At 71.7% G+C, this 15,806-nt stretch carries 13 protein-coding genes; 7 read left to right on the top strand and 6 right to left on the bottom strand.

The features are described 5' to 3' along the window. Positions 1-50 precede the first annotated feature (50 nt). A complete protein-coding gene (locus ACQP09_RS09550) occupies positions 51-296 on the bottom strand; it encodes a hypothetical protein (protein ID WP_433397562.1) in 246 nt (81 codons plus the stop codon). Between the two features lie 91 nt (positions 297-387). Between ACQP09_RS09550 and holA the strand changes: the two genes are divergently transcribed. Next, positions 388-1,374 carry a DNA polymerase III subunit delta gene (gene holA / locus ACQP09_RS09545; RefSeq protein WP_433397560.1) on the top strand — a complete coding sequence of 329 codons (987 nt, stop codon included), beginning with the start codon at positions 388-390 and terminating at the stop codon, positions 1,372-1,374. 362 nt (positions 1,375-1,736) lie between these two features. Here the strand turns inward: holA and rpsT are convergent, their stop codons facing one another. Further along, positions 1,737-2,003 (bottom strand): 30S ribosomal protein S20, encoded by a 267-nt coding sequence (rpsT, locus tag ACQP09_RS09540; RefSeq protein WP_363199484.1) that lies wholly within the window; start codon positions 2,001-2,003, stop codon positions 1,737-1,739. Positions 2,004-2,230: 227 nt separating this feature from the next. On the opposite strand from rpsT, the gene lepA reads away from it, so the two are divergent. Beyond that, the gene (lepA, locus tag ACQP09_RS09535) at positions 2,231-4,105 is read left to right on the top strand and encodes a translation elongation factor 4 (RefSeq protein ID WP_433397559.1); all 1,875 of its coding nucleotides are present in this window, start codon (positions 2,231-2,233) and stop codon (positions 4,103-4,105) included. A gap of 308 nt (positions 4,106-4,413) precedes the next feature. Beyond that, complete coding sequence (locus ACQP09_RS09530) at positions 4,414-6,303, top strand: AMP-dependent synthetase/ligase (RefSeq protein ID WP_433397557.1); 1,890 nt, start codon at positions 4,414-4,416, stop codon at positions 6,301-6,303. A 226-nt stretch (positions 6,304-6,529) separates the two neighbouring features. On the opposite strand, the gene ACQP09_RS09525 is transcribed toward ACQP09_RS09530, so the two are convergent. Both ACQP09_RS09525 and ACQP09_RS09520 read right to left on the bottom strand, forming a co-directional pair. Further along, entirely contained in the window at positions 6,530-7,168 is a 639-nt protein-coding gene (locus ACQP09_RS09525) for a dihydrofolate reductase family protein (RefSeq protein WP_433397555.1), read from the bottom strand. A gap of 115 nt (positions 7,169-7,283) precedes the next feature. After that, positions 7,284-8,201 (bottom strand): MerR family transcriptional regulator, encoded by a 918-nt coding sequence (locus ACQP09_RS09520; RefSeq protein WP_433397553.1) that lies wholly within the window; start codon positions 8,199-8,201, stop codon positions 7,284-7,286. 234 nt (positions 8,202-8,435) lie between these two features. On the opposite strand from ACQP09_RS09520, the gene ACQP09_RS09515 reads away from it, so the two are divergent. Both ACQP09_RS09515 and hemW read left to right on the top strand, forming a co-directional pair. Next, positions 8,436-10,427 carry a SpoIIE family protein phosphatase gene (locus ACQP09_RS09515; RefSeq protein ID WP_433397551.1) on the top strand — a complete coding sequence of 664 codons (1,992 nt, stop codon included), beginning with the start codon at positions 8,436-8,438 and terminating at the stop codon, positions 10,425-10,427. Positions 10,428-10,460: 33 nt separating this feature from the next. Beyond that, entirely contained in the window at positions 10,461-11,702 is a 1,242-nt protein-coding gene (hemW, locus tag ACQP09_RS09510) for a radical SAM family heme chaperone HemW (RefSeq protein WP_433397549.1), read from the top strand. 25 nt (positions 11,703-11,727) lie between these two features. Here hemW and ACQP09_RS09505 read toward each other — a convergent pair whose 3' ends face one another. Together ACQP09_RS09505 and ACQP09_RS09500 are read right to left on the bottom strand one after the other, a co-directional pair. After that, positions 11,728-12,546, bottom strand: a complete 819-nt coding sequence (locus tag ACQP09_RS09505) for a DUF3097 domain-containing protein (RefSeq protein ID WP_432152267.1) — start codon at positions 12,544-12,546, stop codon at positions 11,728-11,730. 67 nt (positions 12,547-12,613) lie between these two features. Further along, entirely contained in the window at positions 12,614-13,345 is a 732-nt protein-coding gene (locus ACQP09_RS09500) for an MBL fold metallo-hydrolase (RefSeq protein ID WP_433397547.1), read from the bottom strand. A gap of 179 nt (positions 13,346-13,524) precedes the next feature. On the opposite strand from ACQP09_RS09500, the gene hrcA reads away from it, so the two are divergent. Together hrcA and dnaJ are read left to right on the top strand one after the other, a co-directional pair. Then, positions 13,525-14,541, top strand: coding sequence for a heat-inducible transcriptional repressor HrcA (hrcA, locus tag ACQP09_RS09495; RefSeq protein WP_030563440.1), 1,017 nt, complete (start codon positions 13,525-13,527; stop codon positions 14,539-14,541). Further along, positions 14,542-15,678: a molecular chaperone DnaJ gene (gene dnaJ / locus ACQP09_RS09490; RefSeq protein WP_432152265.1), complete on the top strand. Its 1,137-nt coding sequence runs from the start codon at positions 14,542-14,544 to the stop codon at positions 15,676-15,678. It abuts the gene before it with no gap. Positions 15,679-15,806 lie beyond the last annotated feature (128 nt).

The raw sequence follows: 15,806 nt of genomic DNA, 5'->3' as shown, positions 1-15,806 counted from the left end.
GCGCGTCGGCCGCCGGACCTAGGTCTTTCGCCCCGTGCGGGCCCGAGGCGCTACGGCTTCTCCAGCCACCCCTCGTACTCCGCGGCGAACTCGTCCAGCGCGGCCGGGTCCAGGCGTCCGGCCGGGTCTTCCACGACCACCAGCCACTGGGCGTCCTCGGCGTCGTCCTCGCCGGCCAGGGCGTCCCGTACGAGCTGGGGTTCCTCGGCGACCCCGAAGCGGTCCGCCAGCTCCCCGGCCACCTCCTCGGCGGCGTCACGGTCGGGCAGCACCAGTACGTGTCTCTCATCGTTCACCCGGACATTCTCCGGTACGGATATCTGTGCCCCGCACCCTGGGGCGGTGGGGGATCCGGGCTGTCAGTGGGCCATGGGATGCTGGAGCGCGATGGCCACCAGGAAGAATTCCACCGACGATCTGCTCGCCCCCCTCACCCTCGCCGTGGGCCAGGAGGACCTCCTCCTGGACCGTGCGGTGCAGCAGGTGGTGGCGGCCGCCCGTGCTGCCGACGCCGACACGGACGTACGGGATCTGGCGTCCGACCAGTTGCAGCCCGGCACGCTCGCCGAGCTCACCAGCCCCTCGCTCTTCGCCGAGCGCAAGGTCGTGATCGTGCGCAACGCGCAGGACCTCGCGGCCGACACGGTCAAGGACGTCAAGGCATATCTCGGCGCGCCGGTCGAGGAGATCACGCTCGTCCTGCTGCACGCGGGCGGGGCGAAGGGGAAGGGGCTCCTGGACGCGGCGCGCAAGGCCGGGGCCCGGGAGGTGGCCTGCCCGAAGACCACCAAGCCGGCCGAGCGGCTCTCGTTCGTACGGTCGGAGTTCCGGACCCACGGGCGGTCCGCGACGCCGGAGGCCTGCCAGGCCCTGGTCGACTCCATCGGCAGCGATCTGCGGGAGCTGGCCAGTGCGGTGTCGCAGCTGATCGCGGATGTCGAGGGGACGATCGACGAGGCGGTCGTCGGGCGCTACTACACCGGGCGGGCGGAGGCCTCGTCGTTCACGGTCGCCGACCGGGCGGTCGAGGGGCGGGCGGCGGAGGCGCTGGAGGCGCTGCGGTGGTCGTTGTCGACCGGGGTCGCGCCGGTGCTGATCACCAGCGCGCTGGCGCAGGGGGTGCGGGCGATCGGGAAGCTGTCGTCCGCGCGGGGCGGGCGGCCGGCGGACCTTGCCCGGGAGCTGGGGATGCCGCCGTGGAAGATCGACCGGGTGCGGCAGCAGATGCGGGGGTGGACGCCGGACGGGGTGGCCCTGGCCCTGCGGGCCGTGGCCGCGGCGGATGCGGGGGTGAAGGGCGGGGGAGATGACCCTGAGTACGCCCTGGAGAAGGCCGTTGTCGCGGTGGCTCGGGCGGCGAGGTCGGGGCGGTAGCCCTCCGGGGGCGCCGTGGTGGTGCGGGGCCCTGTGGTGACCGGTTCCGTCCTCAAGCGCCGGACGGGCTGGGATTGCCTGGGCGTCGTGCTGGGAGGATGCGGGCCCTCGTGCGAGCACCGGTTCCGTCCTCAAACGCCGGACGGGCTGGGAAGGGATGCCCCGGAAGCCTCCACGCACGGAAGCCCCGGAGCGGCGATCTGGGGAGATCGGCGGCCGGGGCTTCCGGGTGGTGCTTCGGTGCGTCGCACCCGCGTGGCGAACGCAGGTTCGGTGTGCGGCGCGGGGTGCCGGTCAGGGGCGGGAGAGAGGGCCCGTCTGGTCCGTTCCGGCGGTCACATCAGTGAGCTTCGGGAAGAAGCTCAGGCCTGGAGGGCGGCAACCTTGGACGCCAGCGCCGACTTCTTGTTGGCGGCGGCGTTCTTGTGGATGACACCCTTCGAGACAGCCTTGTCGAGCTGACGGGAAGCGTCGCGAGCGGCCGTGGTGGCCTTCTCGACGTCACCGGCAACGGCGGCCTCGCGGGCCTTGCGGATCGCGGTCTTGAGCGACGACTTGACGGCCTTGTTGCGCAGGCGCGCCTTCTCGTTGGTCTTGTTCCGCTTGATCTGGGACTTGATGTTCGCCACGAAAGAGCCTTTTCAGGTTCGTTGGATCTTCTAAGTGCGCCGCGCCGCTCGTGAGAGCCACGAGGCACAGCTGTCCACGGTAGCAGTCACCCTCCGACCGGCCCAAACCGGTCGCTGGCCCGCAGGCGTGGGACGATGGAGCCTACGTATCGATCCGACCGACGATCCGACCGACCCGACATCGACCCGAGACACGGCGTTCGGCGTCTCAAGAATCAGGACCCTGCGTGCCCGCGACTCCTTCCAACGTGCCCGAGCCGAGCCGTACCGACCCGGCGCTGATCCGCAATTTCTGCATCATCGCGCACATCGACCACGGCAAGTCGACCCTTGCCGACCGGATGCTCCAGCTGACCGGTGTGGTCGACCAGCGGCAGATGCGTGCTCAGTACCTCGACCGGATGGACATCGAGCGCGAGCGCGGCATCACCATCAAGTCCCAGGCGGTCCGACTGCCGTGGGCGCCCACCGAGGGTGAGGACACGGGGACGACCCACATCCTCAACATGATCGACACCCCGGGCCACGTGGACTTCACCTACGAGGTCTCCCGTTCGCTCGCCGCCTGCGAGGGCACGGTCCTGCTGGTCGACGCCGCGCAGGGCATCGAGGCCCAGACGCTGGCCAACCTCTATCTCGCGATGGAGAACGACCTCACCATCGTCCCGGTGCTCAACAAGATCGACCTCCCGGCCGCGCAGCCGGAGAAGTTCTCCGAGGAGCTGGCCAACCTCATCGGCTGCCAGCCCGAGGACGTGCTCAAGGTCTCCGCCAAGACCGGTGTCGGCGTGGAAGCGCTGCTCGACCGGGTCGTCCGGGACGTCCCGGCCCCGGTCGGTGTCGCGGACGCCCCCGCCCGCGCGATGATCTTCGACTCGGTCTACGACTCGTACCGCGGTGTCGTCACCTACGTCCGGGTCGTCGACGGACAGCTCAACAAGCGCGAGCGCATTCGCATGATGTCGACCGGCGCCACCCACGAGCTGCTGGAGATCGGGGTGTCCTCCCCGGAGATGACCCCGGCCGACGGCATCGGCGTGGGCGAGGTCGGCTACATCATCACCGGTGTGAAGGACGTCCGGCAGTCCAAGGTCGGTGACACGATCACCTCCCTGCAGAACGGGGCGACCGAGGCGCTGGGCGGTTACAAGGACCCGAAGCCGATGGTCTTCTCGGGGCTGTATCCGCTGGACGGCTCGGACTACCCGGACCTGCGCGAGGCGCTGGACAAGCTCCAGCTCAACGACGCCGCCCTCGTCTACGAGCCGGAGACCTCCGCCGCGCTCGGCTTCGGCTTCCGTGTCGGCTTCCTCGGCCTGCTCCACCTGGACGTGGTCCGCGAGCGGCTGGAGCGCGAGTTCGGCCTCGACCTGATCGCCACCGCGCCCAACGTGGTCTACCGGGTCGAGATGGAGGACGGCACCGAGCACATCGTCACCAACCCGAGCGAGTTCCCCGAGGGCAAGATCGACAAGGTGCACGAGCCGGTCGTCCGCGCCACGGTGCTGGCCCCCAGCGAGTTCATCGGCGCCATCATGGAGCTCTGCCAGAGCCGCCGCGGCACGCTGCTCGGCATGGACTACCTCTCCGAGGACCGCGTCGAGATCCGCTACACCCTGCCGCTCGCCGAGATCGTCTTCGACTTCTTCGACCAGCTGAAGTCCAAGACCCGCGGTTACGCCTCCCTCGACTACGAGCCCACCGGCGAGCAGTCGGCCCACCTCGTCAAGGTCGACATCCTGCTCCACGGCGACAAGGTGGACGCGTTCTCCGCGGTCACGCACAAGGACAAGGCGTACGCGTACGGCGTCCGCCTCGTCGCCAAGCTCCAGAAGCTGATCCCCCGGCAGAACTTCGAGGTGCCGATCCAGGCCGCCATCGGCGCCCGGGTCATCGCCCGTGAGACCGTCCGCGCCATCCGCAAGGACGTCCTCGCCAAGTGTTACGGCGGTGACATCTCCCGTAAGCGGAAGCTGCTGGAGAAGCAGAAGGAGGGCAAGAAGCGGATGAAGATGGTCGGCAACGTGGAGGTCCCGCAGGACGCCTTCATCTCCGTCCTGTCGACCGACGAGTCCGCCGGCGAGGGCAAGGGCAAGAAGTAGCCCCCCCCGCGTCCGTCCCCCGTCCCGCCGCTCCCGGCGACGGTCGGCCCCAGGGCCCTCACACCGCAGTAACGTGCGGAGTGAGGGCCCTTTCGTTATGAAAGCGGCGGCTCGTTGCCTCTTACGTGGCGGACGAGTGCCCTCTACTCTGATCACGCATCGATGGTTACTGGCCAGTTAAACAAGCCGAACAAGCAGGTTGCGCAGCAGGACAGCAGCACAGGACAGCGGCGCTCAGCCGCAGTAGTCGCAGTAGTCGCAGGATCAAAGAAGCCGGTCGTAGCAATGCCGCAGGCCCGGAGGACGTCGTGAGCGACACACAGACCTTGATCGATAACCGGCCGCCCTCCGTGGCGGCCCTCTTCATCGACCGCGTGGCGGCGACCCCGGACGGGGAGGCGTACCGCTACCCGGTCCCGTCGGCCTCGGGCGAGGGCCCCGACGACTGGAAGTCGCTGAGCTGGGGACAGGCCGCGAAGCGGGTCTACGCGATCGCCGCCGGGCTGATCGCGCTCGGCGTGCAGCCGGAGGAGCGGGTGGCCCTCTCCTCCGCCACCCGGGTCGAGTGGATCCTCATCGACCTCGGTGTGATGTGCGCGGGCGCCGCGACCACCACGGTCTACCCCTCGACGAACGCGGAGGAGTCCGCGTTCATCCTGGCCGACTCCGAGAGCCGGATCCTCATCGCGGAGGACGCCGAGCAGCTGGCCAAGGCCCGTGAGCGCCGCACCGAGCTGCCCGACCTCGCGCATGTCGTCGTCATCGACCCGACCGGCGTCGAGCCCGCCGAGGGCGACCCCGAGGGCTGGATCATCAGCCTCGACGACCTGGAGGCGCGGGGCAACGAGCTGCTCGCCAAGACGCCGGACGCGGTCACCGAGCGGGTCGCGGCCATCACCGCCGACCAGCTCGCCACCCTCATCTACACCTCGGGCACCACCGGCCGCCCCAAGGGTGTACGGCTGCCGCACGACAACTGGTCGTACATGGCCAAGGCCACCGTGGCGACCGGGCTGATCACCGCCGAGGACGTGCAGTACCTCTGGCTGCCGCTCGCCCACGTCTTCGGCAAGGTCCTCACCTCGGGCCAGATCGAGGTCGGCCACGTCACCGCGATCGACGGCCGCATCGACAAGATCATCGAGAACCTGCCGGTCGTTCAGCCGACCTACATGGCGGCCGTGCCCCGGATCTTCGAGAAGGTCTACAACGGGGTCGCCTCCAAGGCCCGCGCGGGCGGCGGCGCCAAGTACAAGATCTTCCAGTGGGCCGCCGGCGTCGGCCGCGAGTACGCCAAGGTCTCCCAGGACAACTACCGCCGCACCGGCAAGGCCTCCGTCCCCTTCGCGCTCGGCGCGAAGCACAAGGTCGCCGACGCGCTGGTCTTCTCCAAGATCCGCGACGCCTTCGGCGGCCGGCTGCGCGCCTGCATCTCCGGCTCCGCCGCCCTCGCCCCGGACATCGGCTACTTCTTCGCGGGCGCCGGCGTGCACATCCTGGAGGGCTACGGCCTCACCGAGACCAGCGCCGCCTCCTTCGTCAACCCGGGCGAGGCCTACCGCACCGGCACCGTCGGCAAGCCGCTCCCCGGCACCGAGGTGCGCATCGCGGAAGACGGCGAGATCCTGATGCGCGGCCCCGGCGTCATGCAGGGCTACCACAAGCTGCCCGAGAAGACCGAGGAGGTCCTGGAGTCGGACGGCTGGTTCCACACCGGTGACATCGGTGAGCTGTCGGCCGACGGCTACCTGCGCATCACCGACCGCAAGAAGGACCTGATCAAGACGTCGGGCGGCAAGTACGTCGCCCCGGCCGAGGTCGAGGGCCAGTTCAAGGCGGTCTGCCCGTTCGTCTCCAACATCCTGGTGCACGGCGCGGACCGTAACTTCTGCACCGCGCTCATCGCCCTCGACGGCCCCACCATCCTGAACTGGGCCGCCGAGAACGGCCTGAAGGGCAAGGAGTACGCGGAGGTGGTCGCCGCCCCGCAGACCGTCGAGCTGATCGACGGTTACGTACAGCGCCTCAACGAGGGCCTCCAGCGCTGGCAGACCATCAAGAAGTTCCGCCTCCTGCCGCGCGACCTGGACGTCGAGCACGGCGAGCTGACCCCGAGCCTCAAGCTGAAGCGGCCGGTCGTCGAGCGCGAGTACCAGGGGCTGATCGACGAGATGTACGCGGGATCGCGCGAGGCGTAGACGCTCGGCGCGTTCGCAGGGCGCAGAGCTGTACGCGGATGGGGCGGCCGGACACCGACGGGTGTCCGGCCGCCCCATCCGCCGTGCGCGTCCCGCCGTGCGCGTCCCGCCGTGCGCGTCCCGCCGTGCGCGTCCCGCCGTGCGCGTCCCGCCGTGCGCGTCCCGCCGTGCGCGTCCCGCCGTGCGCGTCCCGCCGTGCGCGTCCCGCCGTGACCGGCCGGGCACGCTAGCTTCCGGCGCCGCGATCGGGTGCGCTCATGTCGCCCGTCGCGGGAGTGCCGTCGGCGAGCCCGTAGCGCAGATGGACCGCGCCCTTCGGGCCGGCTGCCGGTGGCGCGAGGAGCGTCAGGTTGGTGGGCACCGCGCCCCCGTCGAACACCTTCTTGCCGACGCCGAGCACGATGGGATGCAGCCAGAGGTCGAGGCGGTCGAAGAGCTTCTCGCGCAGGAGGCTCTGCACGAGGTTCAGGCTCCCGACGACTTTCACGTGTTCGTGCCGGTCACGGATCTCGCGCACCGAGGCGGCCAGGTCCGGGCCGAGCAGCGTCGACCCCGCCCACGAGAGGTCGGGCCCGCCCCGGGAGGCCACGTACTTCGGGACGCTGTTGAAGAGCGTGGCGATCCCGTCGTCCTCGCCGCCCTCCTGGTGAGGCCAGTGGGCGGCGAAGATGTCGTAGGTCCGCCGGCCGAGCAGGAGGGCGTCCGTGCCCTCGTACGCTCCACCGATCTGCGCCTCGGTGACCTCGTCCAGCAGGGGCGCCTGCCAGCCGCCGAACGGGAACCCCGGCGGGTCCTCGTCGGGTCCGCCGGGCGCCTGGCCGACGAGGTCGAGGGTCGCGAACAGCTCGATGTGGATGAGGCCCATGGCGTACTCCTGGTGAGTCGGTGGTCTCTCCAGGGGTAGACCCGCGGACGGCCGCAGGCTCATCGCCGCGACGGAACCCGGTTTCACCACTCCTGGCCGCCGGCCGGCCCGTCGTTCAGGCCGTGGGTGTGTCCTGGGCCGCGAGTCGGACGGCCAACTCCATGCAGCGCAGACGGGCCGGGGAGAAGTCGTACGGCATTTTGCCCACGGCTTCGAGCGCTCTCATGGTGCCTGCCCTCCGTCTGCCGGAGGAACCACGGTCGGCCTCCTCCTCGTCGGCGGCAGAGTCCGGCGAGTCCCAGGTATCGATCAGGGCCTCCTCCTCCCCGGCCAGACCGGACTCCTCGATGGCGGCCTGCAAGGCGCCTTCGAAGGCGTGTCGCTCGGCGGCCACCCGGGGCACCCGCGGATCGTCGACGGCGACGGTGTCGTCGAGTACCTCCTCGGCGGCGTCGATGCGGTCGGACTCCTCCCGCAGGGCGGGGTGGGTGGCCAGGGCGATGAAACGGGTGGCCTGGATGGCCGCGCCCAAGGGGCCGAAGATCCGCTCCGTGACCAGCAGCGTGTCCAGCTCCGCCTGGCGCAGGGAGCCCTCGGGCAGGCTCTTGAAGCGGTCGGTCACGATGTCGGAGAGCAAGCCCGTACGGCTGCCTTCGGCGCGCATACGCTGCACGGCGGTCCGCTGACGGCGCAGTACGGCCTCCTGGGCGGCGAGGGAGTTCTCCAGGTGCTCCAGGGTGAGCGCGATCCCGTCGCCGCTGTCCCCGCCGCCGTCGCCGCTGTCGGTCCGCGTCTCCGCCGTGAGGGCGTCCCGGATGTCCTCCAGGGCGATTCCGGCGCCGGCCATCCTGCGGATCCACAGCAGCCGGATCATGTCCTGGTAGCCGTAGCGGCGGCGCCCGTCCCCGCCCCGCTCGGGCTCGGGAAGCAGACCGATCGCGTGATAGTGCCGGATCGCCCGCGGTGTCGTGCCGGCGAACGCCGCCGCGTCACCGATCTGCACCCGGCGCGGCGGGACGAAGGACACGTGCATGAGCGGGGCCTTTCCTCGATGGAGCGGGGAGGAAACCCACCCGACCACATGCCGTTACGGCAGGAGCGAACCCGCCCACCCTCTCGCGCCGCCACAGGGACTCCGCTGCGGGGCCGATTTCCGAAGCCTTGCGTTCGAACTGCTCGATTTTCTGCCCACTTCGGTAACTCGGTGCTTATGGGCGCGTCCGGTCTGTCACTCTGTCGGAATCATCGGACCCGGAGGAGCCGCACCGTGGCACCCATCCCCTTGCAGCGGGACCAGCGGGACACCGTGCAGCGCCCCGGCACCGCCCGTGCCGGGTACGCGCACGGCCCGCGCCTGGCCAGCCGCACCAGCCTGCCCGGCATACCTCTCGCCCCCTCCGCCGCCCGCCGGTTCGTGCGGGCCGCGCTCGCGGAGTGGACCGGGATCGGGGTGCCTGCCGCCGTGGGCTTCAGCGACCGGCTGGCCGACGACGCGGTGACCGTCACCAACGAGCTGGTCACCAACGCCGTCGTGCACGCCGGGACCACGGTCGACCTGGTCCTCAGGCTGGAGGAGGACGGCGGCGACGAGCCCTCGGCCGCCCTGGTCCTGGAGGTCACCGACCACCACCCGGCCCGCCCGGTCGGCGCCGACGAGCAGAGGGAGCCCGGCCGTACGGAGACGGAGACCGAGGCGCCCGCCGGCCTTCCCGACCCCGCCGAGTACGGGCGCGGCCTCCAGCTCGTCGCCACCCTCGCCGAGTCCTGGGGCATCACCTACCGCACCGGCCTCAAGACCGTCTGGGCCCGCCTCCCCGTCGACGACTGGAGCGGCCCGCCCGCCCCGCCCGACCAGGACTCCCTCCGGCGCGGCCTGCGCGCCGCCGAGATCCTCGCTCCCGCCGCCCGGCGCACCGAACGCGACGACGCGGTCTGGGACGGCCGGGGCGCACCCGCCTTCCTGGCCGAGGCGTCCGACCTGCTCGCCGGGCAGCTCGACGAGGACCTGGTGGCCGCCATAGCCGGCCAGCTCCTGGTGCCGCGCCTCGCCGACTGGTGCGCGATCTGGCTGGAGGCCGAGGGCGGCGGACCGGGGGCCGAACCCCGGCTCGCCCGGGTCTGGCACAGCGACGAAGCCGGTACGGAGCCCCTGCGCACGGCCCTGGAGCGCGAACCCCTCCGCCTCCCGGCCGGCGTCGGCTCCGGCCCCGTACTCGTCCCGGTGCCGTGGCCCACGCACCCCGCAGCCGGAGAGTCCACGCACCCCGCCACCGAAGAGCCCCCGCAGCCCGGCGGCCGCGACGGCGCCGCCCTCGCCTTCCGGATCACCGCGGCCGGCCGCGCGCTCGGCACCGTGCTCGTCGGCCGGGAGGGCGTCGCCCAGGTGCCCGACGCCGTCGCCTCGCTCGTCGAGGACTTCGTACGCCGCCTCGGCCTCGCCGTCGGCGCCGCCCGCGCCTACACCCGGCAGGCCACCATCAGCCGGATCCTCCAGCGCGGCCTGCTCCCCAGCAAGGTCGCAGAGATCCCCGGCGTCACCAGCGCCCTCGTCTACGAACCGAGCGACGACGGCGTGGTCGGCGGTGACTTCTACGACATCTTCCCGTGCCCCGGCGACCGCTGGTGCTTCGTCCTCGGCGACGTCCAGGGCTCCGGACCCGAGGCCGCCGTCGTCACCGGCCTCGCCCGCCCCTGGCTCCGCCTGCTCTCCCGCGAGGGTTTCGGCGTCGGCGAGGTCCTGGACCGGCTCAACCGGCTCCTCCTGGACGACGCCATGGAGGCCGCCGAGGCCGCCGCGCTGATGGTCGCCGCCGCCGGAGGCCGGCAGCTCCACGACGGCTCGCAGTCCCGCTTCCTCTCCCTGCTGTACGGGGAGGTCGTGCCGCTCCCCGGCGGCGGTGTCCGCTGCACGGTGGCCAGCGCCGGGCACCCGCTGCCGCTGCTGCTCCGTCCCGACGGCTCCGTACGCCCGGCGGCCGAGCCGCAGGTGCTGCTCGGGGTCGTCGAGGACGTGGCGTACGAGAGTCAGGTCTTCGATCTCGCGCCCGGCGACACGCTGCTCTGCGTCACCGACGGCGTGACCGAGCGGCGGTCCGGGCCGCTGATGTTCGACGACGGGGACGGGCTGGCCCGGGTGCTGGCCGGGTGCGCCGGGCTGCCGGCCGAGGCGACGGCGGACCGCATCCGGCGAGCGGTCCACGCGTTCGCCGAGCGGCCGCCGGACGACGATGTGGCCCTGCTGGTGCTGCACGCGGACTGAGACCGGTCGGGGAAGCTTCCGGCGCGAGCGACAATGGACGGTATGCCTTCCGTACTGCCCGATGGTGAGCCCGTGCCCGACGACGGGGCGCTGCCCCGCCACGCCCTGGAAGGCGCAGCCGACCGCCCGCTCGGCTTCTACCTGCACGTCCCGTACTGCGCCACCCGCTGCGGCTACTGCGACTTCAACACCTACACCGCCACCGAGCTGCGCGGCTCCGGCGGCGCGCTCGCCTCCCGCGACAACTACGCCGCCCACCTCATCGAGGAGGTCCGCCAGGCCCGCAAGGTCCTCGGCGACGACCCGCGCCCGGTCCGCACGGTCTTCGTCGGCGGCGGCACGCCCACGCTCCTGCCCGCGGCCGATCTCGTACGGATGCTGGCGTCGATCAAGGAGGAGTTCGGGCTCGCGGAGGACGCCGAGATCACCACCGAGGCCAACCCGGAGTCCGTCGATCCGGCCTACCTCGCGGCCCTCCGCGAGGGCGGCTTCAACCGGGTCTCCTTCGGGATGCAGAGCGCCAAGCAGCACGTCCTGAAGATCCTGGACCGCACGCACACCCCGGGCCGCCCCGAGGCCTGCGTCGCCGAGGCCCGCGCGGCCGGCTTCGACCACGTCAACCTCGACCTGATCTACGGCACCCCCGGCGAGTCCGACGACGACTGGCGGGCCACCCTGGACGCGGCGATCGGCGCGGGCCCCGACCACGTCTCCGCGTACGCGCTCATCGTCGAGGAGGGCACCCAGCTCGCCCGCCGCATCCGGCGCGGCGAGATCCCGATGACCGACGACGACGCGCACGCCGACCGCTACCTGATCGCGGACGAGGCCTTCGCCGCCGCCGGTTTCGACTGGTACGAGGTCTCCAACTGGGCCACCACCGAGGCCGGCCGCTGCCTCCACAACGAGCTGTACTGGCGTGGCGCCGACTGGTGGGGCGCGGGCCCCGGCGCCCACAGCCACGTCGGCGGCGTCCGCTGGTGGAACGTGAAGCACCCGGGCGCGTACGCCCAGGCACTGGCCGAAGGCCGCTCACCGGGCGCCGGCCGGGAGATCCTCGCCGAGGAGGACCGCCGGGTCGAGCGCATCCTGCTGGAGCTCAGGCTCCGCGAGGGCTGCCCGCTCGACCTCCTGAAACCCGACGGCCTCGCCGCCTCCCGCCGCGCGCTCACCGACGGGCTGCTCGATCCGGTTCCGTACGAGGAGGGCCGCGCGGTCCTCACCCTGCGCGGGCGGCTCCTGGCCGACGCGGTGGTGCGGGACCTGGTGGACTGAGGACCGGCTGCCCGCACCCGTCACGTCACTCGGGCAGCGTCACGAAGTCGATCAACTCTTCGACTCTCCCGAGCAGTTGCGGCTCCAGGTCCTTGTAGCTCCGGACCTTCGACAGGATGTGCTGCCAGGCCGCGCCGGTGTTCTCCGGCCACCCCAGCGCCCGGCACACCCCGGTCTTCCAGTCCTGGCCGCGCGGTACCACCGGCCACGCCGCGATCCCCACCGACGACGGCTTCACCGCCTCCCACACGTCGATGTACGGGTGGCCCACCACCAGCACATGCGGGTCCGAGACCTGCGCCGCGATCCTGGACTCCTTGGAACCGGCCACCAGGTGGTCCACCAGCACCCCGAGCCGCGCGTCCGGCCCCGGCGAGAACTCGCCCACGATGGCCGGGAGGTCGTCGATGCCCTCCAGGTACTCGACCACCACGCCCTCGATGCGCAGGTCGTCGCCCCACACCCGCTCCACCAGCTCCGCGTCGTGCCGGCCCTCCACATAGATCCGCCCGGCCCGCGCCACCCGGGCCCGCGCGCCGGGCACCGCCACCGAACCGGAGGCCGTACGGGTGGGGCGCGCGGGACCGCCGGGGCCGGGGCGCACCAGCGTGACCACCTTGCCCTCCAGCAGGAAGGCGCGCGGCTCCATCGGGAAGACCCGGTGCTTGCCGAACCGGTCCTCCAGGGTCACCGTCGGCCCCTGAGCCGTCTTCTCGCAGCGGATCACCGCCCCGCAGAAGCCGGTGGCGACCTCCTCCACGACCAGATCGGGTTCGGCGGGCACCTCGGGCACGGGGGCGGACCGCTTCCACGGCGGGGTCAGGTCCGGCTGGTAACTGCGCATGCGCAGACGATAATCCTCCCGCCTCCGGGCAGCCCCCCACCCCGCCCGAACCCCACCGCACGGCCCCTCACCCCACCCCGAACCGCTCCGCCAGCGCCTCCCGCTGCGCGCGGACGAACGCCGCGTCCACCACTGCCCCGTGCCCCGGTACGTACAGCGCCTCCTCGCCGCCCAGCTCAAGCAGCCGGTCCAGGGCGGCCGGCCAGCGCGAGGTGATCGCGTCCCGGCCCGCCTGCGGCTCGCCCGACTCCTCCACCAGGTCCCCGCAGAGCACCACCGGAGGCTCACCGTCCGACCCCGGGACCAGCACCGCGAGGTCGTGGCCGCTGTGGCCCGGGCCCACGTTGGCCAGCAGCACCTGACGGCCGCCGCCCAGGTCGAGCGTCCACTCGCCGGTCACCTCGTGGTGCGGCACGACCAGCGTGTCCACCGCCCGGTGCGCCTCGTCCTCCGCGAGCCCGTGGTGGACGGCCGACCCGGTCAGCTCGTCCGCCGACCGCTTCAGCAGCGCGGTGACGCCCACCGCCCCGTACACCTGCGCCCCGGCGAACGCCGCCGTCCCCAGCACATGATCGAAGTGCGGGTGGCTCAGTGCGACATGTGTCACCCTCCGGCCGAGCAGCGCCTCGGCCTGCCTCCGCAGCTCGACCCCCTCGCGCAGCGTCGAGCCGGTGTCGTACAGCAGCACCTCACCGGCCCCGGCCACCAGCGCCACCGTGGCGTCCCAGCCGGGCAGTCGACGCCGCCCGATACCGTGACCCAACCGCTCCCAGCCGAAGTCTTCCCACAACACGTCCATGGGACGACGCTATCGGCACCGTCCCGTACGGCTCGGCGGCGGCGTGGCCGGTCCGCCCTTGCCCCGGCCCCACCCCACCCCCGTACACTGACCGATGAGTAGCTGGCACTCGTACGCACCGAGTGCCAGACGGGTACCGGAAGACCGACGCCGGAGAACGACAGCTGGAGGTGTGCGCCATGCTCAGCGAACGCAGACTCGAAGTGCTGCGCGCCATCGTCCAGGACTATGTCGGCACCGAGGAGCCCGTCGGCTCCAAGGCGCTCACGGAGCGGCACCAGCTGGGCGTCTCGCCGGCCACCGTCCGCAACGACATGGCGGTGCTGGAGGACGAGGGCTTCATCGCGCAGCCGCACACGAGCGCGGGGCGCATCCCCACCGACAAGGGGTACCGCCTCTTCGTCGACAAGCTCGCGGGCGTCAAGCCGCTCTCCTCGCCCGAGCGCCGCGCCATCCAGAACTTCCTCGACGGCGCGGTCGACCTCGACGACGTGGTCGGCCGGACGGTGCGGCTGCTCGCGCAGCTGACCCGGCAGGTCGCGGTCGTGCAGTACCCCTCGCTGACCCGCTCGACGGTGCGGCACGTGGAGCTGCTCTCGCTCGCACCGGCCCGGCTGATGCTCGTCCTGATCACGGACACCGGCCGGGTCGAACAGCGTATGATCGACTGCCCCGCGCCCTTCGGCGAGGCATCCCTCGCGGATCTGCGGGCCCGGCTCAACAGCCGGGTCGTCGGACGCCGCTTCGCGGATGTCCCGCGGCTGGTGCGGGAGCTGCCGGAATCCTTCGACAGCGAGGACCGGGGGACGGTTTCCACGGTTCTTTCCACCCTCCTCGAAACCCTGGTCGAGGAGACGGAGGAGCGGCTGATGATCGGCGGCACCTCCAACCTCACCCGCTTCGGGCACGACTTCCCTGTGATGATCCGACCGGTGCTGGAAGCACTGGAGGAGCAGGTCGTCCTGCTGAAGCTGCTCGGTGAGGCCACGGACTCAGCCATGACCGTGCGGATCGGGCACGAGAACGCCCACGAGGGGCTCACCTCCACGTCCGTCGTCGCGGTCGGCTACGGTTCGGGCGACGAGGCAGTCGCCAAACTCGGCGTGGTCGGACCGACCCGCATGGACTACCCCGGAACGATGGGAGCGGTACGCGCAGTGGCACGTTACGTCGGACAGATCCTGGCGGAGTCGTAAGTGGCCACGGACTACTACGCCGTACTAGGCGTACGCCGCGACGCATCGCAGGACGAGATCAAGAAGGCATTCCGTCGGCTCGCCCGCGAGCTGCACCCGGATGTCAACCCGGATCCGAAGACCCAGGAGCGGTTCAAGGAGATCAACGCCGCTTACGAGGTGCTCTCGGACCCGCAGAAGAAGCAGGTCTACGACCTCGGCGGCGACCCGCTCTCCGCTCAGGGCGGAGGCGGCGCGGGCGGGTTCGGAGCCGGTGGCTTCGGCAACTTCTCCGACATCATGGACGCGTTCTTCGGAACGGCCTCGCAGCGCGGGCCCCGCTCGCGCACCCGGCGCGGCCAGGACGCCATGATCCGCCTGGAGATCGACCTCGCGGAGGCGGCCTTCGGCACCACCAAGGACATCCAGGTCGACACGGCGGTCGTCTGCAACACCTGCAGCGGCGAGGGCGCGGCCCCCGGTACCTCCGCGCAGACCTGTGACATGTGCCGCGGCCGCGGTGAGGTCTCGCAGGTCACCCGGTCCTTCCTGGGCCAGGTCATGACCTCGCGGCCCTGCCCGCAGTGCCAGGGCTTCGGTACGGTCGTGCCGACGCCGTGCCCGGAGTGCGCCGGCGACGGCCGCATCCGCTCGCGCCGCACGCTCACGGTCAAGATCCCGGCGGGCGTCGACAACGGCACCCGTATCCAGCTCGCCGGTGAGGGCGAGGTCGGCCCCGGCGGCGGCCCGCCCGGCGACCTGTACGTCGAGATCCACGAGCTGCCGCACTCCGTCTTCCAGCGGCGCGGCGACGACCTGCACTGCACGGTCACCATCCCGATGACCGCGGCCGCGCTCGGTACGAAGTGTCCGCTGGAGACCCTGGACGGCGTCGAGGAGATCGACATCCGGCCCGGCACCCAGTCCGGCCAGTCCGTACCCCTGCACGGTCGGGGCATCACGCACCTGCGCGGCGGCGGCCGGGGCGATCTGATCGTGCACGTCGAGGTGATCACGCCGACCAAGCTCGACGCCGAGCAGGAACGGCTCCTGCGGGAGCTCTCCAAGCTGCGCGGCGAGGAGCGGCCTCTGGGTCAATTCCAGCCAGGTCAGCAGGGTCTCTTCTCCCGGCTGAAGGACGCCTTCAACGGCCGCTGAACCCTTTTCCGCCTTTCACCGCACCGCCCATCGGTTACCCGCCGGTGGGCGGTGCGGCGTTCTGCGGGAGATCCGGTCACCGGCGAAGCTGGCTGATTCGGCCCTGTGCGGCGGACGTGGCACGATGC

It is taken from the genome of Streptomyces sp. CA-146814 (assembly GCF_050942385.1).
GTDB lineage: Bacteria > Actinomycetota > Actinomycetes > Streptomycetales > Streptomycetaceae > Streptomyces.
Note: the sequence above shows the minus strand (reverse complement) of the source record. Positions and strands in the feature narration are given on the sequence as shown.